This is a genomic window from Thiothrix nivea DSM 5205, from assembly GCF_000260135.1.
Classification (GTDB): Bacteria; Pseudomonadota; Gammaproteobacteria; order Thiotrichales; family Thiotrichaceae; genus Thiothrix; species Thiothrix nivea.
The window spans coordinates 877,393-901,571 of record NZ_JH651384.1; the positions used below are offsets into that span (position 1 = coordinate 877,393).

Genomic DNA, 24,179 nt, shown 5'->3' on the forward strand with positions numbered 1-24,179 from the left:
GAACCGCTATTGTTAAAATCCTTGCTTCTTACTTTACGCTTCCCGCATTGCAACATGATGACACCAGCCATAAAAAATTTTGTCATCATTCATTCATATTTCTTCCATCAAACCGTCATCGAGCCTGCATACGATTCGCGCGAATCCATCCCGGATTTTTTTGAAGGAGATTCTGAATGAAACAACTCACCCTGGCAGTCGTATTGGGTCTTGCTACTGCTACTGGCGTTGCGCAGGCACGCGACAATATTGAAATCGTTGGCTCTTCCACCGTATTCCCGTTTTCTACCGCTGTAGCTGAGCAATTTGCCAAGAAAAGCGGTATGGCAGCCCCTAAAGTAGAATCCACCGGCACTGGCGGCGGCATGAAGCTGTTCTGCGCTGGCGCTGGCATTGAAACCCCGGATATCACCAATGCTTCCCGTCGCATGAAGAAAAAGGAAATGGAATCCTGTCAGGCGAACGGTGTGAACGAAGTAACCGAAATCAAGGTTGGCTATGATGGTATCGCCATAGCCCAGGCCAAATCTGCCCAGCCCATCAAGCTGTCCCGCCGCGAACTGTACCTGGCACTGGCCAAGGACGTTCCAGCCGGCCCTAACGGTGAACTGATGCCTAACCCTTATACCACCTGGAAACAGGTTAACCCTGATCTGGCTGACATCAAGATCGAAGTCCTCGGCCCACCGCCAACCTCCGGTACGCGCGACGCGCTGGCCGAACTCGGCATGGAAAAAGGCTGCAACCTGTTCAAGGGTATGCCGGAACTGAAGAAAAAAGACGAGAAAGCCCACAAAGCGGCCTGTACTGCGGTACGTGAAGACGGCTACTACATCGAAGCTGGCGAAAACGACAACCTGATCGTGCAAAAGCTGCAAGCCAACCCGAACGCTGTCGGCATCTTTGGTTACAGCTTCTATGACCAGAACCGCGATGCGCTGCAAGCCGCCACCATCGACGGCAAGGAAATCAGCTACGACAACATCGCTTCTGGCGCTTATCCACTGTCTCGCCCACTGTTCTTCTACGTCAAGAATAGCCACGTAGGCCAGGTTCCAGGCATCAAGGAATACATCGCCGAATTCACCAGTGAAGAAGCCCTGAGCGCAGATGGCTATCTGGCGGATAAAGGTCTGGTTGCCCTGCCTGCCAGTGAAAAAGCCGCATCCATTGCATCTGCCAACAGCATGAAGCCCTTGTCAGCCGGTGCATTAAAATAAGATTTGGATAACGATAAAAGGGTTAGCGAGAATTTAGGGAGCAGGGATGCTCCTTTTTTTGTTGGCACAATAAAGAGGGCGTATGCGATACGCCCCTACAGATCCCGGATTCCGGAATGATGGTAATAAATGGCATGTTCGTAGGGGCGTATCGCATACGCCCTCTTAACATTCAGGCTGCAACAGGCTCCGGCTCTGCCAAAGAAGACTTGTCACGACCATCCGCCGCCACCGCAACCCCTGCCCACTGCACAATCTGCAAACTCCCATCCCAATCCTCCACCAGCGCGGTACAGCTTTCCACCCAATCGCCATCGTTGCAGTACAGGATGCCGTCGATTTCGCGGATTTCGGCATGGTGGATATGCCCGCAAATCACGCCATCCAGCTTGCGCTTTTTGGCCTCTTTCGCCAGCGTTTCCTCGAAAGCGGAAATGAAATTCACCGCCGATTTGGTCTTGTGCTTGAGATAGGCGGAAACCGACCAGTAAGGATACCCCAGCCATTTGCGCCAACGGTTGTAAACGGTATTCAGCATCAACAGACGCTCATACGCCCAGTCCCCCAGCTTCGCCAGCCAACGCGCGAACTGCATCACGCCGTCGAACTGGTCGCCGTGTAACACCAGGAACTTGCGCCCATCCGCCGTGGTATGCACCACTTCATCTTCCAGGTTGATCGCAGTGATCTGGTGGTGGATGAAAGGCCGCAGGAATTCATCATGGTTACCGCTGACGTAGGTGACATGCACCCCGCGTTGCGCCCGCTCGAACAGCAGGTGCAGGATTTGGTCATGGAACGCATCCCAGAACCAGCGCTTGCGCAGCGCCCAGCCGTCTACGATATCGCCGACCAGATAAATGTGCTCGGCATGGTTGTGTTGCAGGAAATCCAGCAGGAACTCGGCCTTGCACCCACGCGAGCCGAGGTGGGTGTCAGAAATCCAGATGGTGCGGTACTTGCGGGAATTCGGGTTCATGGTCATTGGGCGTTCCCCCTTGTTTCTGGTAGTGCGCCAGCAGGGCGTAGCGTCCGGGCAGCTGGCGCATACGCAGTTGGTCATGCTCCCGCGCGGCCAGGTTTTCCAGGAACGCGGGGACTTCAGGATCAGGGTGGACGTGGAACCACTCCAGCCATTGCAGCAACAGCTTGCGGAACCAGCCCGGCATGGTCTGCTGGTCGGAAAAGTCCACGATATGCAGGCAACCGCCCGGTTTGAGGATGCCGAGGGTTTTCTCCAAGGCCGTTTTCCAGCCCGGAATCATCGACAGCACGTAGGAAAACAGGATGTGGTCAAACGGCTTGTCCAGCCCGAAATCGGCGGGGCGGATCTGGCCTGCCAGCCCCTGCTTGAGGGTAATCCTGTCGGCATACAGCGTGCTGTTCACCTTGTCGCGGGCAGTTTCCAGCATCACGGCAGAGGCGTCGACGCCATACAGTCCGGCATACGGGTGGCGGTAGGCCAGCCGCAGCAGGTTACGCGCCGTGCCACAACCAATTTCCAGCACCGTGTCGCCGGGCTTGATGGGCATTTCCGTCAGGATTGTGTCGCGACCTAGCAGATAATACTTGCGTGACAGGTCGTAAACGTACCGCTGGTAACGGTACTGCTGATCCATTTTCTGCGCCGCGTCCATCTCAGTCGGCCTTGCGGTAGAGGTGGAAGCCACCGTAGATAGCGGAGCGGTCTTGCTGGAACAGTTGCGCGGAGGTTTCGGCTTCGTACACAAACTGGCTGCGCAATTCGGCTGGCAATGCGGTTTCCAGTGGCGATTCGGCGGCAGCGGTGCGGAAGATGATGCGCGTACCCGGCTTGCCGACCCTTGCAACCTGCGTCCACAAACGGGTCAGCACTTCATCCGTCATCCAGTCCTGCGCATCCAGGAACACAAAGCGGTCATAGCTGTGCGGTGGCTGCTGTTCGAGGAAGTCGATCATCGACCCCAAATGTGTATCCACCTTGCCCAACTGGCCGCGAATACCCTCATAATTTTCCACTTTCAGGTAATCAGGGATAGCCTGACGTTTTTCATGGTCATAGCTGTGGCTAAACCCTTGCCAAGCGAAATAGTTGTCCTGAATCGGGAACTGGCAGGCAATGCGCTCCACCCGCTCACGGTATTGCCCAATCAGGTTGCCCTGCTCTTTCATCGCCTTGTACTGCTGCGGCGGGATGCCGAGGCTGAACACCGACACCGGCAGCTTGCCGAGGAATTTCACCAGCCGGTTGTCGAAGAACGGCGCGATGTGCTGGTTGAAAATGGCCTGCTGCTCATACAGGCTACTGGCCGTCAGCAGTTTGTCGGGCTGGTAGTTGGTAAAGCGCGCAATCCAGTGCAGCAAGCGCATGAAATAGCCAAAACGGGTATGCCGATACAAACCGTCGCGGAACATATGGATACGCTTCTGGCCGAGGATGCTACGCCCCTGCCAGAAGCTCTCCAGTTCTTCCTCCAGATGCGGCTGGATGTGTTTATTGTAAAGCGCTACATTATTGTCACGGTCGGCATGGCCAAAGAAATCGTAAAAACTGGCATGATCCGGTAAATGTTTCATCGCTGCCAGTTTCAGGCGAGTCAATGACAAATGGTACGGGTTCAAGTCAATCGCGGTGATGTGTGCCGGGTTGGCGGTCAGGTAATTCAGCACGTTACAGCCGCCGGAAGCAATCGTCAGCACCCGGCTTTCTTGCGTCAGTTGCAGCGCCTGCAAATCTACCGCTGGGTCTTCCCAAATCTGGTTGTAGATGAAACTGTTGAACCAGAATGAAAACAGCCGCTGTTGCATCCCCATCAGGGAAGTCGGGGCGTGCTGGTGTACGGCGTCGCGCAGTGCTTCGGAAATACCTGCCATGAAAATCTCTCTGAATAACCAATTACCCCGGCAGGTTAGCGGTCAGGAATGACTGAAAAGTGACGCTTCTGTGACGGAAATGTTACTCGTGCGCCACCCCCCTCGTTTGTAACTTTCCTGCAAAATAACCGTCACACACCCGTCATTGATGCCTCCTAAGCTGGCAGGAATATTGATGAGGAGTACTTTCATGACCGCTGCCATCCCTAACAACCACTGTTTGCGCCAGCCCATGCCACAACTGCGTGTCGAGTTGGCAGCCACCCCCGCCGACATTCTCGCCTCCCAACGTCTGCGCTATGCGATTTTTGCCCTGGAGCAAGGGGCGCAACTGGAAAGCGCTGCCGAGGGCATCGACCGCGACCATTACGATGACTATTGCCACCACCTGCTGGTACGCCGTCTGGATAATAATGAGGTGATTGGCTCCACCCGCATCCTGACCACACCGAATGCCCGCCGCGCTGGCAGTTTCTATTCAGAAAACGAATTCGACCTGCGCAACCTGTTCCCTAACCTGAGGGGTCATGCAATTGAAATCGGGCGCACCTGCATCCACCCAGATTTCCGTAACGGAGCAGGTATCGGCATGTTATGGCTGGGGCTGGCGCAATTCATGGAAATGCACAAGGTTGACTACATGTTCGGCTGCGCCAGCATCAGCATGAACGACGGTGGCGCGCAAGCATCCGCCATCATGCAGGCAGCCCGCGCCCACAACCTGTCACCGGACAACTTCCGGGTACGCCCGCTGGTAAACCTGCTGCCGGTCGCGCCCTCCAGCAAGGTCAACATGCCGCCACTGCTGAAAGCCTACCTGAAACTGGGGGCCTGGGTGGCTGGCGAGCCGTGCCTCGACCCGGATTTCAATGTGGCTGATGTGTTCATCCTGCTGGACGTAAACAACCTCAATACCCGTTACCACCGCCACTTTGTGCAGGGCAGCATGCAACGCCACCCTGCCAGTGGTACTGACCTGGCAAAAGCGGCCTGAGAACACGGGCGCAACGGCCCGGTTTTAATATGCCTGCCTTGCAAACAACCGCTCCAGCCGGTTATGCCAACGCCGTATCCGCTCAGCGGGCGGCGCAGCCGGTGTCATGTAACGCCGCCCCCTGCTTCCGTCCCGCAATAACAGGGAAAACTTGTCATCGTATTTACTGGTTTCAATGGCTGGATTCATGCTAACTACACTCCTGTTTATCTATTTGCCGATATGCCCTTGGAAAGCATACTGCGCAGATGTGCAGAATATGTGTAGAGCCGATGGAAGGTTTTTGCATGGGGGCAACAGGGTTACGCCCATGAGGGGGGATTATTTGCGTTTGCCAGGCACTTCCAATGGGCGTATGTCGGCAGCCACCTTGTCGAGAACGCCATTGATAAACTTGTGCGCCTGTTCTGCGCCGAACTTTTTCGCCAAATTGACGTATTCGTTCACTACCACCTTGTAAGGGGTTTCGATATGGTTGAGCAGTTCGCAGGTCGCTACCCGCAGCACAGCATGTTCAATCGGGTCAACCTGAAACAGCTTGCGGTCGAGGTGGGGGGCAATGCGACTTTCCAGTTCCTCGCCACCCTCAATCGCGCAGCGCAGCAGCTTGTGGAAAAACGCCGCATCCGATTTGCGGAATTCCGCCGCCAACTCGGGTTCTTCCTGAAAATACAGGTAGATTTCCTGAAACTCATTACCGGTGATCAGCCACTGGTAAGCGCCCTGCATGGCCAGCCGCCGCGCGACGCGACGACGGGCGATGAGTTGTTGCGCATCCGTGAGGGGTTTGCGTCCTGCCATGTTGTGCTTACTTCCTGATCTTGCGCAGCAGGGAAACCATTTCAATGGCTGACAGGGCAGCTTCCGCGCCCTTGTTGCCAGCTTTGGTGCCAGCGCGCTCAATGGATTGCTCGATAGTATCCGTGGTCAGGACGCCGAAGATGACCGGCAGTTCATGGCTTAGGCCGACTTGCGCCAGACCTTTGGAGGCTTCACCTGCAACGTAATCAAAATGCGGGGTGCTGCCACGGATGACTGCACCCAGTGCGATGATGGCGTCGTAATCACCGTTGGCGGCCATGGCCTGCGCTACCAGTGGCAGTTCGTATGCGCCGGGGACGCGCACTACATCGATGTCTTCCTCTTTCACGCCGCCGTGACGTTTGAGGGCGTCAATCGCGCCTTGCAGCAGGCTTTCGACGATAAAACTGTTAAAACGCGCAACGACGATGCCGTATTTGGCTTCCTGTGGTGCAAAATCACCTTCGATGACATTGAAGCTCATTGAAAATCCCAACTCGGTTTTTAAAGAATGGTGAAAGGGCGAGGGGTTTCACCCTTGTACATAATCCACAATTTCCAGCCCGAAGCCTGCAATCCCGTGGAAGCGTTTCGGCGCGCTCATGACCCGCATCCGGTGGACACCGAGATCAGACAGGATTTGCGCGCCAATGCCGTAGGTTTTTAGCTCAGCCGGTGAAGAGGATGCATTGTCCTGCACTTCGGGCTGGGATTCAAACCCTTTCAATTGTTTCAGCACATTTTGCGGCTGGATTTGCTCCCTGAGGATGACAATCACGCCCTTGCCTTCGTCGCTGATGCGTTTCATGGCGCTGCGCAGTGGCCAGCCACAGCCGGGTTCGCGCAAGGCCAGCAGGTCGCAGAGTTCATTTTCCAGATGCACACGCACCATCACATCATCACTGGCGGCAATATCACCCTTGACCAGCGCGAGATGTACGCTGTGTTTGGCCAGTTCCTGATAAGCGACCAAGTGGAACTGGCCGTGTTCGGTTTGCACTTCTTTCTCGAAAATGCGCTCAACCGTTTTTTCATTCTGCACCCGGTAGCGGATCAGGTCTTCGATCGTCCCCATCTTGAGGCCGTGCTTTTCGGCAAACACTTCCAGGTCGGGGCGGCGCGCCATGGTGCCGTCTTCGTTGAGGATTTCAACGATGGTGGCGGCAGGCTCGAAACCCGCCAAGCGCGCCAGATCGCAACCGGCTTCGGTATGGCCAGCACGGGTCAGCACCCCGCCCGGCTGCGCCATCAGCGGGAAAATGTGCCCCGGCTGTTCAATATCGGCAGGGACTGCATTCGGCGCTACCGCTGTGCGGATAGTATGCGCCCGGTCGTAAGCGGAAATGCCGGTGGTGACACCTTCCGCCGCTTCGATGGAAATGGTGAAGTTGGTGCGGTGTGATTCATCGGTGGCGGAAATCATCAGCGGCAGGTTCAATTGCTTGCAACGCTCGCGGGTCAGGGTCAGGCACACCAGCCCTCGCCCTTCCTTGACCATGAAATTGATGTCTTCCGGCTTGGTCAGGGAGGCAACCATCAGCAGGTCGCCTTCGTTTTCGCGGTCTTCATCGTCGACAATGACGACCATTTTGCCTTCAGCAAGGTCTTTTAGAATCTCTTCTGTGGTGTTGAATTGCATGGGGTCTCACTTCATAAAGCCGTGTTCGGCGAGGAATGCTTCGGTAATACCGCTACCGGCTGTGGGTTGTGCTGCTTTCTCGCCCAACAGCAGGCGTTCGAGGTAACGGGCGATAACATCCACCTCCAGATTAACCTTTGAACCGCTGCGGTAGTCGGCGATGATGGTTTCCTGCAAGGTGTGTGGCACAATGTTGAGTTCAAAGCTGCTGCCGTCGACCTTGTTGACAGTCAGGCTAGTGCCGTCCACCGTAATCGAGCCTTTGGCGGCAATGTATTTGGCAAGGTTATCCGGTGCGCGGATGCTGAAGCGCACGGAACGCGCATCGTCGTGGCGGCTGATGACTTCGCCCAGCCCATCCACATGCCCACTGACCAGATGGCCGCCGAGACGGGTTTGCAGGGTCAGGGCTTTTTCCAGATTGACTTTGGAACCACGATTGAGGTTGCCGAGGCTGGTCAGCGACAGGGTTTCGCGCGAAACGTCGGCGCTGAAACTGCTGCTGTCGAACTCAATGGCGGTCAGGCATACGCCGTTGACGGCAATACTGTCACCCAGCGCCACGTCACCCATGTCCAGTTTGCCGGTGGCAATGGTCAGGCGCAGGTCGCCGCCCTTGGGTTGCATGTCGCGGACAGTACCGATGGATTCGATGATTCCGGTAAACATTGGGGTTGTTCTCTTTCAGCTCAGGCTGGCAATAATACGCCAATCCTGCCCTATTGCGCGAATATCCCGAATGGTAAGGGCAAGCCGATCCTGCATGTGGGCAATATGCGGCAGGTTGAACAGGGCGCGGGCGCTGGAACCCATTAGGTGGGGAGCCATGTAGATGACCAGTTCGTCGGCAAACCCTTGTTCTACCAAAGCACCGGCGAGGGTTGCGCCTGCTTCTACATGGACTTCGGTGATGCCATCCTCGACCAGCGCGGTCATCACTTCGGACAGATGGAGCTTTTTGGCATCAAACCGACGGACTTTTGCGCCAACTTGTTCCAGTTGGGCAATTTTATCGTCGTTCGCGCTACAGGTGTAAATGAGGGTTTCACCGGGGATGTTAAGCAGCCTTGCATCCGGGGGGAAACGCAGTTCTGAATCCAGAACTACCCTGATCGGCTGACGAACTTCTCCTTGAATTCCCAGTGCTTCGGCTGTCAGACGCACATTCAGTGAGGGATCATCCGCCAAAACAGTACCGATACCAGTGAGGATTGCACCCGCCTGCGCGCGTAGAAATTGCACGTCACGGCGGGCTGCATCGCCAGTAACCCACACACTTTCGCCGGATTCCATGGCGGTGCGCCCGTCCAGGCTCATGGCCATTTTCAAGCGGATGTAGGGGCGGTTACGTTCCATTCTGGAAATGAATCCGGGGTTGAGGGCGCGGGCTTCGCTTTCCAACAGGCCGGATGCAGTTTCGATACCGGCTACCTGCAACAGCTTCAGGCCGTTACCGGCCACCAGTGGGTTGGGGTCGACCATGGCAGTGACTACCCGTTTTACTCCGGCTTGTACCAGCGCATTGGCGCAAGGCGGGGTTCGACCATGGTGGGAACAGGGTTCCAGCGTGACGTAAGCGGTTGCGCCATGGGCAGCTTCACCCGCCCTGCGCAGGGCGTGGACTTCGGCGTGCGGTTCCCCCGCCCGTTCGTGCCAGCCTTCGCCGACAATCTGGACATTGCGCACGATAACGCAGCCTACGCGGGGATTGGGGTGGGTAGTGTAAAGGCCGCGCCGCGCCAGTTGCAGCGCCCTCGCCATGCAGCGGTGATCGTCAGCAGAAAACCCGGAATCGCTCATGACTTGCCAGGAGTGGATGGCAGCAGGTCGATTTGCCGTTTGCGCTGCTCGGGGCCGGGGTCATTTTCCAGCCGCTCAATCATGCTACGGAACTCTTCGATGTCGTTGAAACGCCGGTAGACAGAGGCGAAACGCACGTAGGCCACTTCATCCAGTTGGCGCAGCGCATTCATCACCAGTTCGCCGATGATGGAGGAGGCGATTTCGCGTTCGCCGCTGATGAGGATTTCTTTACGGATATGATTAAGTGCTGCCTCAATATTTTCGATCGAAACCGGGCGTTTTTCCAGCGCACGCATGATACCACCACGCAACTTTTCGTCGTTGAATGGCTCACGCGCAGCATTGGACTTGATGACGCGCGGCATAGTGAGTTCTGCCACTTCGTAAGTGGTGAAACGCTCATCACAGGCCAAACAACGGCGGCGACGGCGTACCTGATCGCCTTCGTTGGCGAGCCGTGAATCCACGACCCGCGTATCATCCGTTCCGCAAAAGGGGCAGCGCATCAGCTCAGGCCGGGTGGTCGCCGAATGAGGTGGAGACGTAAACCGGGAAACGGGCGCAAATGTCCAGCACCTGGCCTTTTACGCGCCCAATGGTGGCAACGTCTTCGATATTGTCCAGCACATCCGCCATCCAGTTTGCCAAGTGTTCGCACTCGGCTTCCTTGAAACCACGGGTGGTGATGGCTGGCGTACCAACGCGGATACCGCTGGTGACGAATGGGGATTGCGGGTCATTTGGCACGGAGTTCTTGTTGACCGTGATATTGGCCGCGCCTAGCGCCGCATCCGCCGCCTTACCGGTGATGCCCTTGGCAATCAGGTCGACCAGCATCAGGTGGTTATCCGTACCACCGGAAACAATTTTGTAACCACGGGCAATCAGGGTGTCTGCCATGACTTTGGCATTTTTGGCAACCTGCTGCTGGTAAGTCTTGAATTCAGGTTCCAGCGCTTCCTTGAAGGCAACAGCCTTGGCAGCAATGACATGCATCAGCGGGCCACCCTGGATACCGGGGAATACCAGCGAGTTAAATTTCTTTTCCAGATCAGGGTTGGATTTGGCAAGGATGATGCCACCACGCGGGCCACGCAGGGTCTTGTGGGTAGTGGAGGTGGTGACATCCGCAATCTGTACCGGGCTTGGGTAAACAGCGGCTGCAATCAGGCCAGCGACATGCGCCATGTCGACCATCAGGTATGCACCCACCTTGTCGGCGATTTCGCGGAACTTGTTCCAGTCAATGATCCGGGAATAGGCAGAAAAACCTGCCACGATCATTTTGGGCTGGTGTTCAACCGCCAAACGCTCGACTTCTGCATAGTCGATGTAACCTTCATCCGTGATGCCATACTGGACAGCATTGTAGATTTTACCGGAGAAATTGACTTTTGCGCCATGGGTCAGATGACCGCCGTGGGCAAGACTCATGCCCAGCACAGTATCGCCCGGGTTCAGCAAGGCCATATAAACGGCAGCGTTAGCCTGGGAACCGGAGTGCGGCTGCACATTGGCGTAATCCGCGCCGAATAGCTCCTTCACACGGTCAATGGCTAGCTGCTCAGCCTTGTCGACGTATTCGCAGCCGCCATAATAACGTTTGGAGGGGTAGCCTTCAGCGTACTTGTTGGTCAATACTGAACCTTGTGCTTCCATCACCCGTGGGCTGGCGTAGTTTTCGGAAGCAATCAGTTCAATGTGTTCTTCCTGGCGACGTACCTCATGCTGGATAGCATCCCACAATTCATCGTCATAACCTGCAATTTTCATCTGGCTGGAAAACATGCCGCATTTCTCCTGCGCATTGGAAGCTAAAAAAGCGTTGTATCATACCACCCTTTTTCACCTCAACATATGGTGTATTGCGGCTGATATAACAACACGATTTGGTAATGCTGGCATGGTGCTGAGCCGGGCAGGATCAGCCCCGCCCGGCAGTTTACTGCGCGTTGCCGGAAGCGCCGGATTCAGGTGTACTGCCCGCAGGTGGCAAAGCAGGCTCTGCCTCAGGACTGCTGCCATATTTTTTAGCAAAAATGACGGATGGCTCGCCGCTACGGTTGTAGAAATGCAGGGTATTACCGACCTGTTCAACGCTGCCCGCACGTTGCAAAGTACGGATGTAACTGCCTTCCCAGTCGCCGACATTGATCGTTGGCATCCCAGGCGCAGGGCGCAGGACGGGACATCCATCCTGACCCTTGGCTATCTTGTTGATCTTGAAGCCAGTATGGCCAACCCGCTGGAAATTGGCGTCATACTGATTGCATCCGCCGAACCCATTGAGGTCGTTTTCCCCGACTAACATGGTGATTTCAAGCTCCTGCGGAACCTGGTTACCGTAAACGGAGAGCAAACGCCAGCGCGTGCCCAGCAAGGAGGGGCCGCCACTATTGAGAGGGCAAGCTCCCTCTGGCAGTGCTGTAACGCCAGCACTATTAGCGGCAGGGGGGGGAGTAGCTGACGTTTCCGCAAGCACTTGGGTACTGAGCAAAACCAGGGGCAGCATGAGCAGCGCCCGGCGCGCATGGACAAACAAACCTGAGCTAGTGTGATTCATTTTCATTGGGTTCCCTCGATAGTTGGCAGTGATTGTATGGGGCTGATTGGCAGAATCTAACGCACGCTACGTTGGGTTTCTGCGGGTTGTGGTTTACATGTCACGTCCGTAAAGTATAGAAATAATGTTCGTCTTTCACCATATCGAATATTTTCTGACCCTGATTGTTGGTTTTATACAACATGTCAGAGCAATACCTGTATGCCCTTCTGCATATCCTGTTGAAGGGAGAAAAATGCCGCATAAGACAAGCTGAACCGTTGTTGGCTGGTGATGGGGGCATCCAGCACATGATTCAGGATTGCCCGCATCGTCCCGGCATGGGAAACCAGCAGGACATGCTGGCCGGCATATTTTTCCATAACTTGCCACCACGCCTGGGTAACCCTGCTGGTGAACGTCTTCAGTGGTTCGGCCCCTTGCGGGCGGCAATGCAGCGGGTCAGAGTACAAAGCCCGGTAAGCTTCCGGTTCCGTTGCGCTGATTTCAGCTGGAGCGCGGCCTTCCCACACACCATAACCTGCTTCCCGCAAATCGTGGATTATTTCCAGCGGCAGGCTACGGCTACCGGCCAAGGCTTCGGCAAACGCCCGGCAGCGTAGCATCGGGGAAGAAACCACGGCATCCCAACCCGCTTTACCTTCCAGTGCCGCCCACATCTGCTGCCAGCCTGCTGCGCTGAGTGGGTCATCAGTGCCACTGCCCCGGTAGCGGTTACCACCTTCCGGTTCACCGTGACGGAGAAAATCAATTCTGGTCATAAGGCAGGCAACTCCACACCAAAAGCATCACTCAAGCGTTTCCAGTCGAAAAAAGGGCCGGGGTCTGTCTTGCGCCCGGGGGCAATGTGTTCATGCCCGGTCACATGTTCCAAAGCCAATGAGGGGTAAGCAGCGACCAGTGCTGGCAGCAGGGTTTGCAGTTGCTGGTATTGTGCTTCCGTAAATGGCTCGAAATCGGAACCCTCCATTTCGATACCGATTGAGAAGTCATTACAATTATTTCTACCCGCATAGTTTGACACACCAGCATGGAAGGCGCGCTTGTGGAAGGGCACATACTGGACAAGCTCGCCATTTCGCCTGATCAACAGATGGCTGGCTACCCGCAAGTGGCAGATTTCCCTAAAAAAAGGGTGGGCATCCGCATCCAGCCGGTTGGTGAACAGGTGGTCGATCCACGGCCCACCGAACTGATAGGGTGGCAAACTGATATTATGCAGCACGATAAGGTCGGGCGCGCAACCTTCCGGGCGGTCGTCGTGATTGGGCGAAGGGCACTGCCGCGCCACGTCGAGCAGACCAGTTTCGGCATCAATATTCATGGCTCCTCCTCGGATGGTAGGTTCTTTGCTTGCCGGATAGCGGCATCAATCCTCTCCGGTAAAGGTACGCATTGCAACTCACGGTGATAGTTGCCATCCACATACAGGAACATGGCGGGCAGATGAAAAACTTCCAACGCGTTAACCAACCCGCCGTTATGGACAGCATCCACCTCAAAAACTGGCAGCGGTTCGTATTCCCGCAAAAATTTTCCCAAAGCCTGCTTGAGGCTGCGGCACGCGCCACAGTTGGGCGCAGTGAAAAACACCAGTGCCGCGCCCGGCGTTTCCGTCAGCACATGATGGAAATTGAGGTCGTCAAGTCTTGCGATTTTTGTCATGGCGGGCATTATAGGCGGCCTTCCAGCTTAGATGAACTACCCATGCAAGGTCTGAATCCCCAACAACAGGAAGCTGTCACCCACCTCGGCACACCATTACTGGTGCTGGCGGGCGCTGGCAGCGGCAAAACCCGTGTCATCACCCAGAAAATCGCCTGGATGATCCGCAAGGGCGTGCATTCCGCCGACCAGATTGCCGCGATCACCTTCACCAACAAAGCCGCCCGCGAAATGCGCGAACGCGCCAGCAAACTGCTGAGCAAGGAAGAGGCTCGCGGCCTGACCGTTTCCACTTTCCACACCCTCGGCCTCAATATCATCAAGCGCGAAGCCAAGCGGCTGGGCTACAAGAGCAATTTCAGCATCCTCGACGCGCAGGACAGCGGAGCGATCCTGAAAGAACTGGCACACAAGGAAGAAGTGGAGGAAGCCGACGGCCTGCGCTGGATCATTTCCCGATGGAAAAACGACTTCATTTCCCCCGAGGAAGCCGCGCTGCAAGCCAACACCACCGACGAAAAACTCGCCGCCATCCTTTACGAAAAATACCAGCGGCAAATCAAAGCCTACAACGCGGTTGATTTTGACGACCTGATCGTGCTACCGGTAAAACTGTTTGAGCAGCATCCCGATGCCCTGCAACACTGGCAAAACAAGTTGCGCTACCTGCTGGTCGACGAATATCAGGACACCAATGCCTGCCAGTACAAACTGATCCGCCTGCTTGCCGGAATGCGCGGCGCACTCACCGCCGTAGGCGACGATGACCAGTCCATCTATGCCTGGCGCGGCGCACGCCCGGAAAACATTATCCAGCTCCAACGCGACTATCCCATGCTGAAAGTCGTCATGCTGGAACAGAACTACCGCTCCACCAGCCGCATCCTCAACAGCGCCAATGCCCTGATCGGCAACAACCCGCACCTGTTTTCCAAAAACCTGTGGAGTACGCTCGGCGAAGGCGACCCGATCCGCATCATGCCCTGCCGCACCCCGGATAACGAGGCCGAAAAAGTCGTCGGCGAAATCATCAAGAAACATTTCCGCGACCGTACTGCCTACAAGGATTTCGCCATCCTCTACCGCAGCAACCACCAGAGCCGCCTGTTTGAAAAAGCCCTGCGCGAAAACAACATTCCCTACAAGCTCACTGGCGGCACGTCGTTTTTCGAGCGCTCCGAAGTCAAGGACATCCTCGCCTACCTGCGCCTGATCGCCAACCCGGATGACGATGCCGCCTTCCTGCGCATCATCAACACCCCCAAACGCGAGATAGGCACCTCCACGCTGGAAAAGCTCGGCGAATACGCCCACGAGCGTCACGCCAGCCTGTTCGCCGCCGCGCAGGAACTCGGTTTCGCCCAGCGCGTTTCCGCCAAAGCCCAGCAACGGGTGGAAACTTTCAGCTTCTGGCTACACGAAATGGTACGCTCCGCCGAAGGCGCTGACCCCACCAAAATCGCCCGTCAGGTCATCACCGACATCGGCTACGAAGACTGGCTAAAAAACACCTGCAACACCCCCAAACAGGCCGAAGCCCGCAGCAAAAACGTGTGGGAAGTCGTCGAATGGGTACGCAAACTGCACGACGACGGCGCGGGTAAGGAAACATTGAGCGATATTATCGCCCACATGAGCCTAGTCGACATGCTGGAACGCAACAGCGAGGAAAAGGAACAGGATGCCGTTGCCCTGATGACCCTGCACGCGGCCAAAGGGCTGGAATTCCCCAACGTGTTCCTGGTCGGCATGGAGGAAGAACTGCTACCCCACGCCAACAGTATCGACGAACACGGCATCCAGGAGGAACGGCGGCTGGCTTACGTTGGCATTACCCGTGCGCAGAAAAACCTCGTCATCAGCTATGCCAAGGTACGCTCACGTTACGGGGAATCTTCCACTGTCGAACCCAGCCGTTTTCTCGAAGAATTGCCTCCGGAACATCTGGAGTGGGACAACAAGAAGGTAGTGTCGGATGAAGAGCGGCAGGAAACAGCCCGCGCCTACATCTCGAATCTGAAAGGTTTGCTGGGTGATTAAACCATCACCACAACAGAAAAACAGGCAGAAATGAAAAAGGGTTGCAGACTGAAATCACGCAACCCTTTGAATTCATTGGCTCCCCGAGACGGACTCGAACCGCCGACCCAATGATTAACAGTCATCTCACATCCTACTTTATGGCATCCAAAAATCACCGAAAATCCTTTTATAAATCAATGGTTATATAGTCAGCTTGCCCATTTTCTTCCAGATTGATACAGTGGTTTCCGGCATCAAAACCGTACCGGAAACCGTACCGTAAGGAAGTAGCCAATGGCGAACACGTTCACGAACCACAAGGGCATAAAGGCGGCGTCTACCGACAAGGCTCAAACCATGTTCAAGGATACCGAATGCAAGGGGCTTTACTTGCGTGTCTACCCAACGGGGCGGAAGGCATTCATTCATCGTTATTGGCTGAAAGGAAAAGAACGGCTCTACACCCTGGGCTTGCCGGAACTAACTGCCAAAAGCACGGAACGCGAAATAGCGGGGGCGCTCTCCAAAGCACGGGCATTGGTGGCGGAACAAAAAGCACAAGCACAAGACGGCATAGACCCAGCCATTGAACGCAACCTGAAAGCGCACAAGGTGGCAACCATGCCGACCATTGAACAGTTTGCGGACACCTACATAAACCTGTACGCCAAGGCCAGAAAGAAAAGCTGGGAAACCGACCGGCGATACCTTGCCCGTGATGTTGTCCCGATCCTTGGCAGCCTGCCACTGGACAAGGTGGGGCGCGGGCATGTCGTGGCACTGCTGGACAAAAAGCAGGAAGCCGGGGCGATGGTGGCGCGTAACCGGCTTATCAGCCTGCTATCCAAGTTCTTCAACTACGCCATAGAGCGCGGGCATATCACAGCCAATCCGGCGGCAGGCATCAAACGCACCAAGGAAACCAGCGTGGAACGCACCCTGAACGATGCAGAGATACGCTTCCTCTGGGAACAGACGGGTGACAAGACACAATTGGAACCATCCACGGCGCTGGCCATCCGCATGGTGCTGATTACCGGGCAAAGGCCGGGGGAAGTTGCCGCCATGCACGAAAGCCAGTTACAGGGCGACGTATGGCGCATGGAAGACACCAAGAACGGGCTTGCGCATTCCGTGCCACTGTCACCCATGGCGCTGGAAATCATTGGGCAGGCACGGCCACATGCCCGCAATGGGGTACTGTTCCCAAACCTGAAAGGCGAAGTCATGGCGGGAACCATTATGCCACGGGCAATGAAACGCATGGACTGGCCGGACAAGCCCGCCACCCCGCACGACTTGCGCCGCACCTGCCTGACCGGGCTGGGGGCGATGGGCTTCAACCGGCTGGTGCAAGACAAGGTTGCCAACCACAAAGACCGCACCATTGGGGGCGTGTATGACCGTTACGACTACATGGCAGAGAAACGCCAAGCCCTGGAAGCGTGGGGGCGGAAACTGGATGCGATCCTGAACGGGCATACTGGCGGCAACGTGGTTCCTTTCAAGATTGCAGGTTAATTAAATTGTGCATACAATCAGGGTGAAACATGAAAATAGACTATGACCCGAAGAAGAACGCCTGGAACATTGCACACAGGGATTTGCCCTTTGACCTTGTGGAGCATGTTGACTGGGATACGGCACTGATTCGGGAGGATACCCGGCACGACTACCCGGAACGGCGTTACATCATGCTGGCCTGCCTGAATGGTGCTTTGCATGTCGCGTGTTTTACCCCGATAAAGGACGGCATCAGGGTTATCAGTTTCAGGAAGGCAACCAAACCAGAAAGGCGGAATTATGAACGGCAATACCACCCATGTTGAAAAGCCCTTGACCGACGAAGGCGGCGAAGTACGCGAACTGACAGCGGCAGATATGGCGGCATTCAGCCCACTGGCTGACGTGTTGCCGGAACTGGCCAAAATCGTGCCAAGGCGTGGCAAGCAGAAAGCACCCACCAAGGAACGCATTACCATCCGGCTATCATCCGATGTGGTGGAGTATTTCAGGGATAGCGGCGAAGGCTGGCAAACCCGGCTTGATGAAGTGCTGAAAGCTTACATCGCGGAACATCGCAGGGCGGCATAGTTCCCGCATTTCCCGCAAACGCCGAAAATCAACGATAAGATATTGATTAATAAAGGATTTATGATGCGGGAACACTTCCCGCAATTTCCCGCAAGCACCTGAAAAACTGATATTTAACAATTGGTTAGAGTGCGGGAAGTTTCCAACCGGCATCTAGGGTAGGCCACCCGAAAAGCAGAATCCTTTCACTGCCTGATGCTGGTTCCTATTTTGAAAGGTTGCACCTGAAAGGGGGTGTTTCATGTCCCAATGGGAAAAGTTACTGGTTGAAGCTGGCCTGGAAGACCACAAGGCAGATTGGCGCAAATGGCGATTTATTGAAAATATCCAGCTTAGGGAAGTATTGCTGCTAACCTTCGGGCTTAACCCTGCTTCCGGCCTGTTCTACTGCGAAGCCCCATGTTTTCATGATTGGTGGCCTTGCATTCGGGATAAGCTGGCAACCAAAAGCAGCCAACTTGCCGAGAAGTTTGGGTTTATTGCGTACTTGGCTTCACGAAAATTTGTTGAGCCTGAAAGATGCGACGAATCACACCCCCACTACAGCCCGGAAGCCTGCAAGGATGGGTACATTTACTATGATGCCGAAATAACTGCTGGGCAGTTTGCAGCATGGGTAAGCCCGATACTAGGTGAAGTAGGCTGGGAATTGCCGCCTGAATTTCCCATTGGGAAAGCAGAAAAAAGCGACGCCAGCGAGAAGCTCACCAGCCAGCAGGCAAGGAAGCACAACAATATGTTAGCGCTTATTCGTGCCATGGCAATAGACAAATACAACTACAAACCTGGCGAACGCAACACTGCAACAGGAGGAAACAAAGGCAGTATTGCGGTTGCATGTGACCAACAAGGCTTTAAGATTGATGGCGAGACGGTAAAAAAATACCTGGAGGAGGCTAATGAAAAGCATTCGCCACCTTGATAATCAAATAGTTGCAACAGCTTGACAAAAGCATGTTTCGCTTATCTAATTTTTTTGCCACGGTTCACAAACATACTTATATTTCAACATTCTGAAAAAATCGCCACCCGTAATACAACAACAATGAATAGGTTGAAAAACATGCAAAAAGTCCTGATTAAATCAAGCAAATTAATTGTCCCCGTGGTTGCTGTCAGCTCCAATGGAAACATCAAAGCCCAAACCCCTCAAGGAGAACGTTGGTTTAAAGCGCCAGATGTTTCGTATGACCTTGCGGGAGGAACACCAATGGAAGATACGCTTACACCCTCCAGAAATAGCAGTCATATCAAAGATGTAAATACACCTTCCACCGAAAACAAAAACGAAGGCTTCAGTGATGCCAAATTATTATTGCTGTACGAGTCACGCAAGAAATCCGGCATTGTCGCTGCCTTGTTAAATCTTTTTCTCCCTGGTGCTGGCTATATTTATAGTGGCCAGTGGATAACTGGCGTGGTTACATTTTTCTTTGTTATTGCCCTAATCATTTTTAGCCTCGGGGTTCTTATAATCCCGGTAGCTTTAGCGCTTATTGCGGATGGCTTTCTGTCTGCCAGTCGTTATAACAAGAAATTAATTGGCAATATGCTGGCAGGAGGTTAGTTTTACTGCATTGCCAGTCTGAACCCATCACGGTTTTACAGAACACAATCTCAACTATCAAGAGCTGAACCAAGTAAGCAGGGTAAGCGTTCACGCCATTTGTAGCGGTTTGCGGGTACAGACCTGCCCCAAGGGGAAGCGCACGGCGACCGGCTTATGAGCCAAGCCTTGGGAGCACACATAGCGCATCAGGGTTGCCATATCCATCCCCAATTGCCGGGCAGTCCCCAACACGGTCAGCACGGTTGGCCGGAACCTGTCCCCTTGTGCCGACTGGCTGGCAAAACTGGTCTTACGCCATTGCACGTAGGGGCGGATCACCCGTTCAGCGCGGTTATTGGTGAGGGGAATGCGTGTATCCTTGAGGAAAGTCCAGCACATGGCCTCATCTTTACGGAGATGTTTGCATTGGTTGCGGGTGCGTTTGCAGTTATCCAATGCTTCGCCCAGGCTGAGGGTGGCCTGGAAGCTGCGGCGCAGGCGCAGTATCCGCCGCCGGTAGCGTGCCGCCCCTTCGGGGTGCTGTTGCCAGCGGTGATGGGTGCGGACGGTGGCGCAGGCAATCAGCAGCAGGCGTTTGCCAACCATTCCCCCTCCGCCACAACGCCCGGCCATCTTGCGGAAGTGCCGGATCAGGTGTGCCCAGCACAGTTGCCGCCGTTCGGGCGGGACATTGCCGTAACCGCTGAAGTGGTCTGTCACCAGATAACCGGTAAAACTGCCCAACAAGGCATCGGCGGCAGCCTTGCCGCGTGAGTAATGGGTCATGAAGTACGTGACGGTGTTGTCCGCCAATGCCCATAACCAGTAGGTGTTCGTGCCACGGTAATGGCGGGTTTCATCGGCATGGCAGACCGCCTGCCCACGCACATGCTCACCGACCTGACGGTACAGCGGCCCCATCCACGGGATGGATTTGCCTTGCGCTTTGCTGATCGCCCCGGTGCTGAAGCGCACCTGCCAGACTTCCCACAACAGGAGCTGGGTTTGGCGCATCGACAGGCGAAACTGTCCGGCCAGCACCACAATCCAGGCAATCACACCCGCACCCATTTGCCCGCTGGGGACCCAGTCCGGCCACTGGCTGTGGTGTTGGTTGCCGCAGGATTGGCAGACACCGTGGTAAAACTGGTGCTCCGTCACCTCGGGTGGCGGCGGAGGGGCGATGTCCGTGACCTGATGGCGGTAAGGGTTTTCCCAGTCAACCGCCACTGCCCCACCACAGGCGCAGGTGCTTTCCGGGAAATACTGTTCAGTGCGGGTCACTTGTTCGGGGGGATATAACGCCCGTTCGTGGCGTGGATGGCCGGGTTGCCCGCCATGCGGGCGGCCACTCCCCTTGCGTTTTGGACGGGCTGCCCGTTGTTCCGGGCTGTCTGAGGACGGCGGTTTGGAGCTGTTGCGGGAACTGCTGCCCAGTTTGGCCACCAGTTCTTCGAGCTGTTTTTGCAGCGTTTCGACTTGCTGTTCCAACACCACTACCCGTGCCGCTTGCTTCTCCAACCCGGCTATCCGTTCCTGTTGGCGCACGATCAGCTGATGTGCTTCATCAAGGGTGGTCGGCAGTGGGTGGGCTAGGGCTGGCAAGGGGATAATGGCTCGTTATTGGGATGGGGTGAATTTACTATAAAATCGCTGCAATGCCTATCAGAGGGCGTGAACGCTTACGTAAGCAGGTAGGTGAATGCTGACATCCGACCAACAAATGAGGCGAATTAGGTCTAAGTCGGTCAACTCAAAACCTAGTTAGACCTATGCCAACGCAAAATGCAGGATTCTAGCAGCCATCGTAACTAACCACGCAAGAGGTTGAAAAAATGGCTGCAAGCACACAAACTACCCCGACAACAGACCGCGCCTTGAAAATTGGCGAAGTCCGCGGACTTGTCGGGCTTGGAACATCCCGCATCTATGAACTTGAAAAGGCAGGCCAATTCCCAAGGCGTCGCCTGTTCGGTTCACGTTCGGTTCGCTGGCTGCAAAGCGAAATCATGGCCTACATCCAGAGCAGGCCAGCAGCATGAACCAGACACCCCAAAACCCGGCGGGGGCGCTACCCTGCCGGGCAAGCAATACACCTACCCCATCTCCCGAGTTTCGGTTCAGCAGCGGCAATGCAGGGATGGTTCAGCGAAAAATCATTAACCACCTGTTGGCGCTTGCTGAGCAAGGCTTTGACCGTCTGCCAGCCATGGAACGGCTTGAGATGGCTGGAACGGATGCGATCCGCAAGGTTTGCGCCCCCGCCAAGAACCCGATGGAACACATCAGCAGGCTACGCGCCCTGAACGGCGGGGCGTGCATTGTCACCATTGGGGTGCAGGCTGCAAGGAACGGGAAGTCGGGGAAGTCACCCGGATACTATTCTATCCCAATGGAAACCCGGCAGGCGTGGCGCTATGCCGTGCGCAGGCCGAAGGTTATCAACCCGGAGGCGGAACGGTGAACCTGCAAGCGCATATGCAAGCCAATATAGGGGATGCCATCGCCAGCCCCGTCATTGATGGCAAATGGCACTCAGGGCGCGGCAAGGGCAAAGACAAGATTTCCTATGTCGGGCATTACCTGCCCAAGGGGATGCTTGTCCGATACCGCCACTGGAAGGAATCAGGCGAGGAGTGCTTTACGTGGCGGGAGTGGGGCAACAGCCAGGACGAACTTGACCCGACCGAATACCGCCGCAAGCGCGAAGAGGCGCAAGCCAGGGCAGACGCCGCAGCACGGCAGGCAGAGGCAGAGCGGGCGGAACTGCTGGCAATCCTGCAAACCATCATCCGCGAATCAGCACCGGCAGACCATGACCACCCGTACCCATTGGGTAAGCGAATCATCGCAATGGGTGCACGGCAAGCCACCAAGCGTTACCAGATTGTTCCAGCGACCGCAGACACCAAGGCGCAATACATCGCCCCTGATGATTGCCTGATACCCGTCTACAGCCACACCGGCCAATTGCAGGGCATCCAGCAGATCACCAGCACCGGCTACAAGCTGATGCGCGGAACCTTCAAGGATGGGCTGTTGTGGATCGGGGGCGGGCTGACCACGGGCGAAGTGCCAAACCGCTTATTCATCGCTGAGGGCTGGGCGACAGCTTGCACCGTTCACATGCGCACCCGGAACCCTGTCGTGGTGGCGTTTGCAACAAGCAATCTGTTGTCTGCTGGCAGGTGGGCGCGTGGCCGCTTCCCTGATGCCGGGGTTGTGTTTGCCGTGGACAACGACACCGGCAGCAGCGTCAAGGTACATGGTAGGAAAGTTGTAAACCCCGGCAGGTACTACGCCACGCAGGCGGCGCAAGCGCTTGGCGCGGCTACATGCACGCCCCCAATGGGCGGCGACTGGAACGACTGGCACACAAGCCAAACCGCAGACGAAAAAAAAAGCCCGATTAGCGCAAACCAATCAGGCCATCAATCACTTTGACACAGGAATTATACCGTATGCAACCAAACGCACAAACCAAAGCTGACGGCCTTGGCGGGGTTGTCTTTGAATTCCCGGCAGGCAGCAAACGCCCTGAGCCGGAACCCGCCCAACCGTCAACACGGCTCGATCTGCTGAAACACCTACCGGAAGGCAGCTTCAAGCAATACGTGGATGACGTGGCCTTGATGTGCAACATCCACCAGAGCACCGGCTTACTGATTGCCCTTGGCATTGTTTCAGCCGTGGCGTGCCGTGTCTTCGGTGTGCAATATCAGAATGGCGACGCTCTGCCCGTTGGTGAATATGTCATCTGTGGCGGGCTTCCCGGCGATGCAAAAAGCCGGATGTTGAAAACCTTCCAGTGGCCAGTCTTTCAAGCGCACAAAGAAGCTGTGAAGGATTACCGGCGGCGTGAAGCTGAATTCAAGGAAGACCCGGCAAATGAGGGACAAAAGTTCAAGGAACCTTACCCGTCCCGCATTTTCATTACTGATTCAACCGTTGAAGCCCTGGAACCCATCCTTGCTAAATCAGGCGGATACTTCGCCCTTGCCAGTGCGGAACAGGCGGTAATCAACACCTTGACCGGCGCAAGCTATGGCGGGGAAGGGCGCAAGAATAACAACGATCTACCGTTGAAGGGTTTCAATGCTGAATACCATGCTTCCAGCAGATCAACCCGCGACAGTTATACCGGGCTGGTTATCGGTTCAATCACTTGCTTTGCGCAACCGGCGGCGATTGAAACCATACTGGCAAAATCCGAGGGTTCCGGCATGGCTGAACGCTTCCTGCTGGCAGAAGAGCCAACGCAGCAAGGGACACGCGACCACACCCGGCAACATTACCCGCAGGCATATAGCCAGAACGTTTATAACCGCATTGTGGGCGAACTGGCGAAGCGGGCATTAGAACAGCCGCAAGACTTTGAAGACCTGCCCGCCTACCGCATCAGTTCAAGCGACTGGCACAAAATCTACTTGTTCCGTAACGAACTGGAACCGCACCTTGCAGACGGCGGCAAGTACAGCACCGCCACCATGCGCGGCGTGGCGTCCAAGGTGGACATGCACATCATGAAGCTTGCGGCGCTACTGGCCTGCCTGTATGAGCACCCCACAGGTGAGATACCCAGCCAGTTCATTGACGCTGCAATCAGCATCATGAAAGACATGCTCGACAACACGCTAAGCCTATTATTCAAGATTGGCGTTATCGGGTTCAATGCCGAGGAACACCAGATTATTGATTACCTTGGCAACCGGAAGGGGGCAACCCGCAGGCAAGTACAGGAAGCGAAAGCAAAGGTAAAACCGTTCCGGGAGTCACAAAGCCCCTATAAGGCTATCAGTGGCACAATAGACCGGCTGATACAGAAAGGGGTTGTGGTTGAAGCATTGGAAATCGGCCACGACGGCACGGAACGCAGACTGTTATATCTGGCTGCCTGAACCTTTCGCCAACCACCACACCAACAGCCGGACACGTTCCGGCTTTGTTGTATCTGCCCATTGGGTAAGTGAGTAGCC

28 protein-coding genes are annotated in these 24,179 nt (G+C 55.5%); 12 read left to right on the forward strand and 16 right to left on the reverse strand.

All coding sequences use genetic code 11. The annotated features are described in order from the left end of the window. Positions 1-176: 176 nt before the first annotated feature. Entirely contained in the window at positions 177-1,220 is a 1,044-nt protein-coding gene (locus tag THINI_RS04570; RefSeq protein WP_002707480.1) for a PstS family phosphate ABC transporter substrate-binding protein, read from the forward strand. Positions 1,221-1,392: 172 nt separating this feature from the next. Here the strand turns inward: THINI_RS04570 and THINI_RS04575 are convergent, their stop codons facing one another. The 3 genes from THINI_RS04575 to THINI_RS04585 are packed head-to-tail and all read right to left on the reverse strand — an operon-like array spanning position 1,393 to position 4,073. Next, positions 1,393-2,199: a UDP-2,3-diacylglucosamine diphosphatase gene (locus THINI_RS04575; RefSeq protein WP_154724347.1), complete on the reverse strand. Its 807-nt coding sequence runs from the start codon at positions 2,197-2,199 to the stop codon at positions 1,393-1,395. Beyond that, positions 2,156-2,839 carry a class I SAM-dependent methyltransferase gene (locus THINI_RS04580; RefSeq protein ID WP_245536575.1) on the reverse strand — a complete coding sequence of 228 codons (684 nt, stop codon included), beginning with the start codon at positions 2,837-2,839 and terminating at the stop codon, positions 2,156-2,158. Before THINI_RS04580 ends, THINI_RS04575 begins: the two co-directional genes overlap by 44 nt. Positions 2,840-2,858: 19 nt before the next feature. Beyond that, positions 2,859-4,073, reverse strand: a complete 1,215-nt coding sequence (locus tag THINI_RS04585) for a BtaA family protein (RefSeq protein WP_002707483.1) — start codon at positions 4,071-4,073, stop codon at positions 2,859-2,861. 190 nt (positions 4,074-4,263) lie between these two features. Between THINI_RS04585 and THINI_RS04590 the strand changes: the two genes are divergently transcribed. Then, positions 4,264-5,067, forward strand: a complete 804-nt coding sequence (locus THINI_RS04590; protein ID WP_002707484.1) for a GNAT family N-acetyltransferase — start codon at positions 4,264-4,266, stop codon at positions 5,065-5,067. Between the two features lie 24 nt (positions 5,068-5,091). On the opposite strand, the gene THINI_RS25030 is transcribed toward THINI_RS04590, so the two are convergent. The 12 genes from THINI_RS25030 to THINI_RS04645 all read right to left on the reverse strand — a co-directional run bounded on the left by THINI_RS25030 (position 5,092) and on the right by THINI_RS04645 (position 13,547). Further along, complete coding sequence (locus THINI_RS25030; protein WP_002707485.1) at positions 5,092-5,256, reverse strand: hypothetical protein; 165 nt, start codon at positions 5,254-5,256, stop codon at positions 5,092-5,094. A 132-nt stretch (positions 5,257-5,388) separates the two neighbouring features. Further along, entirely contained in the window at positions 5,389-5,868 is a 480-nt protein-coding gene (gene nusB, locus THINI_RS04595; RefSeq protein ID WP_002707486.1) for a transcription antitermination factor NusB, read from the reverse strand. A 7-nt stretch (positions 5,869-5,875) separates the two neighbouring features. After that, positions 5,876-6,352: a 6,7-dimethyl-8-ribityllumazine synthase gene (gene ribH / locus THINI_RS04600; RefSeq protein WP_002707487.1), complete on the reverse strand. Its 477-nt coding sequence runs from the start codon at positions 6,350-6,352 to the stop codon at positions 5,876-5,878. A 48-nt stretch (positions 6,353-6,400) separates the two neighbouring features. Next, positions 6,401-7,507, reverse strand: coding sequence for a bifunctional 3,4-dihydroxy-2-butanone-4-phosphate synthase/GTP cyclohydrolase II (ribBA, locus tag THINI_RS04605; RefSeq protein WP_002707488.1), 1,107 nt, complete (start codon positions 7,505-7,507; stop codon positions 6,401-6,403). Positions 7,508-7,513: 6 nt separating this feature from the next. Continuing rightward, positions 7,514-8,176: a riboflavin synthase gene (locus tag THINI_RS04610; RefSeq protein ID WP_002707489.1), complete on the reverse strand. Its 663-nt coding sequence runs from the start codon at positions 8,174-8,176 to the stop codon at positions 7,514-7,516. Between the two features lie 15 nt (positions 8,177-8,191). Next, positions 8,192-9,307, reverse strand: coding sequence for a bifunctional diaminohydroxyphosphoribosylaminopyrimidine deaminase/5-amino-6-(5-phosphoribosylamino)uracil reductase RibD (gene ribD, locus THINI_RS04615; protein ID WP_002707490.1), 1,116 nt, complete (start codon positions 9,305-9,307; stop codon positions 8,192-8,194). Beyond that, positions 9,304-9,816 carry a transcriptional regulator NrdR gene (gene nrdR / locus THINI_RS04620; RefSeq protein ID WP_002707491.1) on the reverse strand — a complete coding sequence of 171 codons (513 nt, stop codon included), beginning with the start codon at positions 9,814-9,816 and terminating at the stop codon, positions 9,304-9,306. The genes ribD and nrdR overlap by 4 nt, the downstream gene beginning before the upstream one ends. Positions 9,817-9,820: 4 nt before the next feature. Next, entirely contained in the window at positions 9,821-11,098 is a 1,278-nt protein-coding gene (glyA, locus tag THINI_RS04625) for a serine hydroxymethyltransferase (RefSeq protein ID WP_002707492.1), read from the reverse strand. Between the two features lie 154 nt (positions 11,099-11,252). Continuing rightward, positions 11,253-11,873, reverse strand: coding sequence for an META domain-containing protein (locus tag THINI_RS04630; RefSeq protein ID WP_245536576.1), 621 nt, complete (start codon positions 11,871-11,873; stop codon positions 11,253-11,255). Between the two features lie 185 nt (positions 11,874-12,058). Next, entirely contained in the window at positions 12,059-12,634 is a 576-nt protein-coding gene (locus tag THINI_RS04635) for a histidine phosphatase family protein (RefSeq protein ID WP_002707494.1), read from the reverse strand. Then, on the reverse strand, positions 12,631-13,197 hold the full coding sequence (ampD, locus tag THINI_RS04640; protein ID WP_002707495.1) for a 1,6-anhydro-N-acetylmuramyl-L-alanine amidase AmpD: 567 nt from the start codon (positions 13,195-13,197) through the stop codon (positions 12,631-12,633). Before ampD ends, THINI_RS04635 begins: the two co-directional genes overlap by 4 nt. Then, entirely contained in the window at positions 13,194-13,547 is a 354-nt protein-coding gene (locus THINI_RS04645) for a thioredoxin family protein (RefSeq protein ID WP_002707496.1), read from the reverse strand. Before THINI_RS04645 ends, ampD begins: the two co-directional genes overlap by 4 nt. 33 nt (positions 13,548-13,580) lie before the next feature. Between THINI_RS04645 and rep the strand changes: the two genes are divergently transcribed. The 6 genes from rep (at position 13,581) to THINI_RS04680 (ending at position 19,221) form a co-directional block, all read left to right on the forward strand. Beyond that, positions 13,581-15,578, forward strand: coding sequence for a DNA helicase Rep (gene rep, locus THINI_RS04650; RefSeq protein WP_002707497.1), 1,998 nt, complete (start codon positions 13,581-13,583; stop codon positions 15,576-15,578). 276 nt (positions 15,579-15,854) lie between these two features. Next, on the forward strand, positions 15,855-17,081 hold the full coding sequence (locus tag THINI_RS04660; RefSeq protein WP_002707498.1) for a tyrosine-type recombinase/integrase: 1,227 nt from the start codon (positions 15,855-15,857) through the stop codon (positions 17,079-17,081). A gap of 29 nt (positions 17,082-17,110) precedes the next feature. Further along, complete coding sequence (locus tag THINI_RS04665) at positions 17,111-17,389, forward strand: BrnT family toxin (protein ID WP_002707499.1); 279 nt, start codon at positions 17,111-17,113, stop codon at positions 17,387-17,389. Then, a complete protein-coding gene (locus THINI_RS04670; protein WP_002707500.1) occupies positions 17,364-17,654 on the forward strand; it encodes a BrnA antitoxin family protein in 291 nt (96 codons plus the stop codon). Before THINI_RS04665 ends, THINI_RS04670 begins: the two co-directional genes overlap by 26 nt. A 241-nt stretch (positions 17,655-17,895) precedes the next feature. Beyond that, positions 17,896-18,576: a hypothetical protein gene (locus THINI_RS04675; RefSeq protein ID WP_002707501.1), complete on the forward strand. Its 681-nt coding sequence runs from the start codon at positions 17,896-17,898 to the stop codon at positions 18,574-18,576. A 141-nt stretch (positions 18,577-18,717) separates the two neighbouring features. Beyond that, on the forward strand, positions 18,718-19,221 hold the full coding sequence (locus THINI_RS04680) for a TM2 domain-containing protein (RefSeq protein ID WP_040839102.1): 504 nt from the start codon (positions 18,718-18,720) through the stop codon (positions 19,219-19,221). A 90-nt stretch (positions 19,222-19,311) separates the two neighbouring features. Here the strand turns inward: THINI_RS04680 and tnpC are convergent, their stop codons facing one another. Beyond that, positions 19,312-20,808, reverse strand: coding sequence for an IS66 family transposase (gene tnpC, locus THINI_RS04685; RefSeq protein ID WP_002707503.1), 1,497 nt, complete (start codon positions 20,806-20,808; stop codon positions 19,312-19,314). Between the two features lie 230 nt (positions 20,809-21,038). Between tnpC and THINI_RS04690 the strand changes: the two genes are divergently transcribed. From THINI_RS04690 to THINI_RS04705, 4 genes are read left to right on the forward strand one after another with little or no spacing between them, the layout of a single operon-like run. Next, positions 21,039-21,245 (forward strand): helix-turn-helix transcriptional regulator, encoded by a 207-nt coding sequence (locus THINI_RS04690; RefSeq protein WP_002707504.1) that lies wholly within the window; start codon positions 21,039-21,041, stop codon positions 21,243-21,245. Next, complete coding sequence (locus tag THINI_RS04695) at positions 21,242-21,667, forward strand: hypothetical protein (protein WP_002707505.1); 426 nt, start codon at positions 21,242-21,244, stop codon at positions 21,665-21,667. Before THINI_RS04690 ends, THINI_RS04695 begins: the two co-directional genes overlap by 4 nt. Beyond that, the gene (locus THINI_RS04700) at positions 21,613-22,647 is read left to right on the forward strand and encodes a toprim domain-containing protein (RefSeq protein ID WP_154724350.1); all 1,035 of its coding nucleotides are present in this window, start codon (positions 21,613-21,615) and stop codon (positions 22,645-22,647) included. The genes THINI_RS04695 and THINI_RS04700 overlap by 55 nt, the downstream gene beginning before the upstream one ends. A gap of 17 nt (positions 22,648-22,664) precedes the next feature. Continuing rightward, positions 22,665-24,101 (forward strand): DUF3987 domain-containing protein, encoded by a 1,437-nt coding sequence (locus tag THINI_RS04705; RefSeq protein WP_002707507.1) that lies wholly within the window; start codon positions 22,665-22,667, stop codon positions 24,099-24,101. The last annotated feature ends 78 nt before the right edge of the window (positions 24,102-24,179 follow it).

Bases quoted from the DNA above. Each gene is read 5' to 3' on its own strand.
- THINI_RS04570 (WP_002707480.1), top strand. From the start codon at position 177: ATGAAACAACTCACCCTGGCAGTCGTATTGGGTCTTGCTACTGCTACT.
- THINI_RS04575 (WP_154724347.1), bottom strand. From the start codon at position 2,199: ATGAACCCGAATTCCCGCAAGTACCGCACCATCTGGATTTCTGACACC.
- THINI_RS04580 (WP_245536575.1), bottom strand. From the start codon at position 2,839: ATGGATCAGCAGTACCGTTACCAGCGGTACGTTTACGACCTGTCACGC.
- THINI_RS04585 (WP_002707483.1), bottom strand. From the start codon at position 4,073: ATGGCAGGTATTTCCGAAGCACTGCGCGACGCCGTACACCAGCACGCC.
- THINI_RS04590 (WP_002707484.1), top strand. From the start codon at position 4,264: ATGACCGCTGCCATCCCTAACAACCACTGTTTGCGCCAGCCCATGCCA.
- THINI_RS25030 (WP_002707485.1), bottom strand. From the start codon at position 5,256: ATGAATCCAGCCATTGAAACCAGTAAATACGATGACAAGTTTTCCCTG.
- nusB (WP_002707486.1), bottom strand. From the start codon at position 5,868: ATGGCAGGACGCAAACCCCTCACGGATGCGCAACAACTCATCGCCCGT.
- ribH (WP_002707487.1), bottom strand. From the start codon at position 6,352: ATGAGCTTCAATGTCATCGAAGGTGATTTTGCACCACAGGAAGCCAAA.
- ribBA (WP_002707488.1), bottom strand. From the start codon at position 7,507: ATGCAATTCAACACCACAGAAGAGATTCTAAAAGACCTTGCTGAAGGC.
- THINI_RS04610 (WP_002707489.1), bottom strand. From the start codon at position 8,176: ATGTTTACCGGAATCATCGAATCCATCGGTACTGTCCGCGACATGCAA.
- ribD (WP_002707490.1), bottom strand. From the start codon at position 9,307: ATGAGCGATTCCGGGTTTTCTGCTGACGATCACCGCTGCATGGCGAGG.
- nrdR (WP_002707491.1), bottom strand. From the start codon at position 9,816: ATGCGCTGCCCCTTTTGCGGAACGGATGATACGCGGGTCGTGGATTCA.
- glyA (WP_002707492.1), bottom strand. From the start codon at position 11,098: ATGTTTTCCAGCCAGATGAAAATTGCAGGTTATGACGATGAATTGTGG.
- THINI_RS04630 (WP_245536576.1), bottom strand. From the start codon at position 11,873: ATGAATCACACTAGCTCAGGTTTGTTTGTCCATGCGCGCCGGGCGCTG.
- THINI_RS04635 (WP_002707494.1), bottom strand. From the start codon at position 12,634: ATGACCAGAATTGATTTTCTCCGTCACGGTGAACCGGAAGGTGGTAAC.
- ampD (WP_002707495.1), bottom strand. From the start codon at position 13,197: ATGAATATTGATGCCGAAACTGGTCTGCTCGACGTGGCGCGGCAGTGC.
- THINI_RS04645 (WP_002707496.1), bottom strand. From the start codon at position 13,547: ATGCCCGCCATGACAAAAATCGCAAGACTTGACGACCTCAATTTCCAT.
- rep (WP_002707497.1), top strand. From the start codon at position 13,581: ATGCAAGGTCTGAATCCCCAACAACAGGAAGCTGTCACCCACCTCGGC.
- THINI_RS04660 (WP_002707498.1), top strand. From the start codon at position 15,855: ATGGCGAACACGTTCACGAACCACAAGGGCATAAAGGCGGCGTCTACC.
- THINI_RS04665 (WP_002707499.1), top strand. From the start codon at position 17,111: ATGAAAATAGACTATGACCCGAAGAAGAACGCCTGGAACATTGCACAC.
- THINI_RS04670 (WP_002707500.1), top strand. From the start codon at position 17,364: ATGAACGGCAATACCACCCATGTTGAAAAGCCCTTGACCGACGAAGGC.
- THINI_RS04675 (WP_002707501.1), top strand. From the start codon at position 17,896: ATGTCCCAATGGGAAAAGTTACTGGTTGAAGCTGGCCTGGAAGACCAC.
- THINI_RS04680 (WP_040839102.1), top strand. From the start codon at position 18,718: ATGCAAAAAGTCCTGATTAAATCAAGCAAATTAATTGTCCCCGTGGTT.
- THINI_RS04690 (WP_002707504.1), top strand. From the start codon at position 21,039: ATGGCTGCAAGCACACAAACTACCCCGACAACAGACCGCGCCTTGAAA.
- THINI_RS04695 (WP_002707505.1), top strand. From the start codon at position 21,242: ATGAACCAGACACCCCAAAACCCGGCGGGGGCGCTACCCTGCCGGGCA.
- THINI_RS04705 (WP_002707507.1), top strand. From the start codon at position 22,665: ATGCAACCAAACGCACAAACCAAAGCTGACGGCCTTGGCGGGGTTGTC.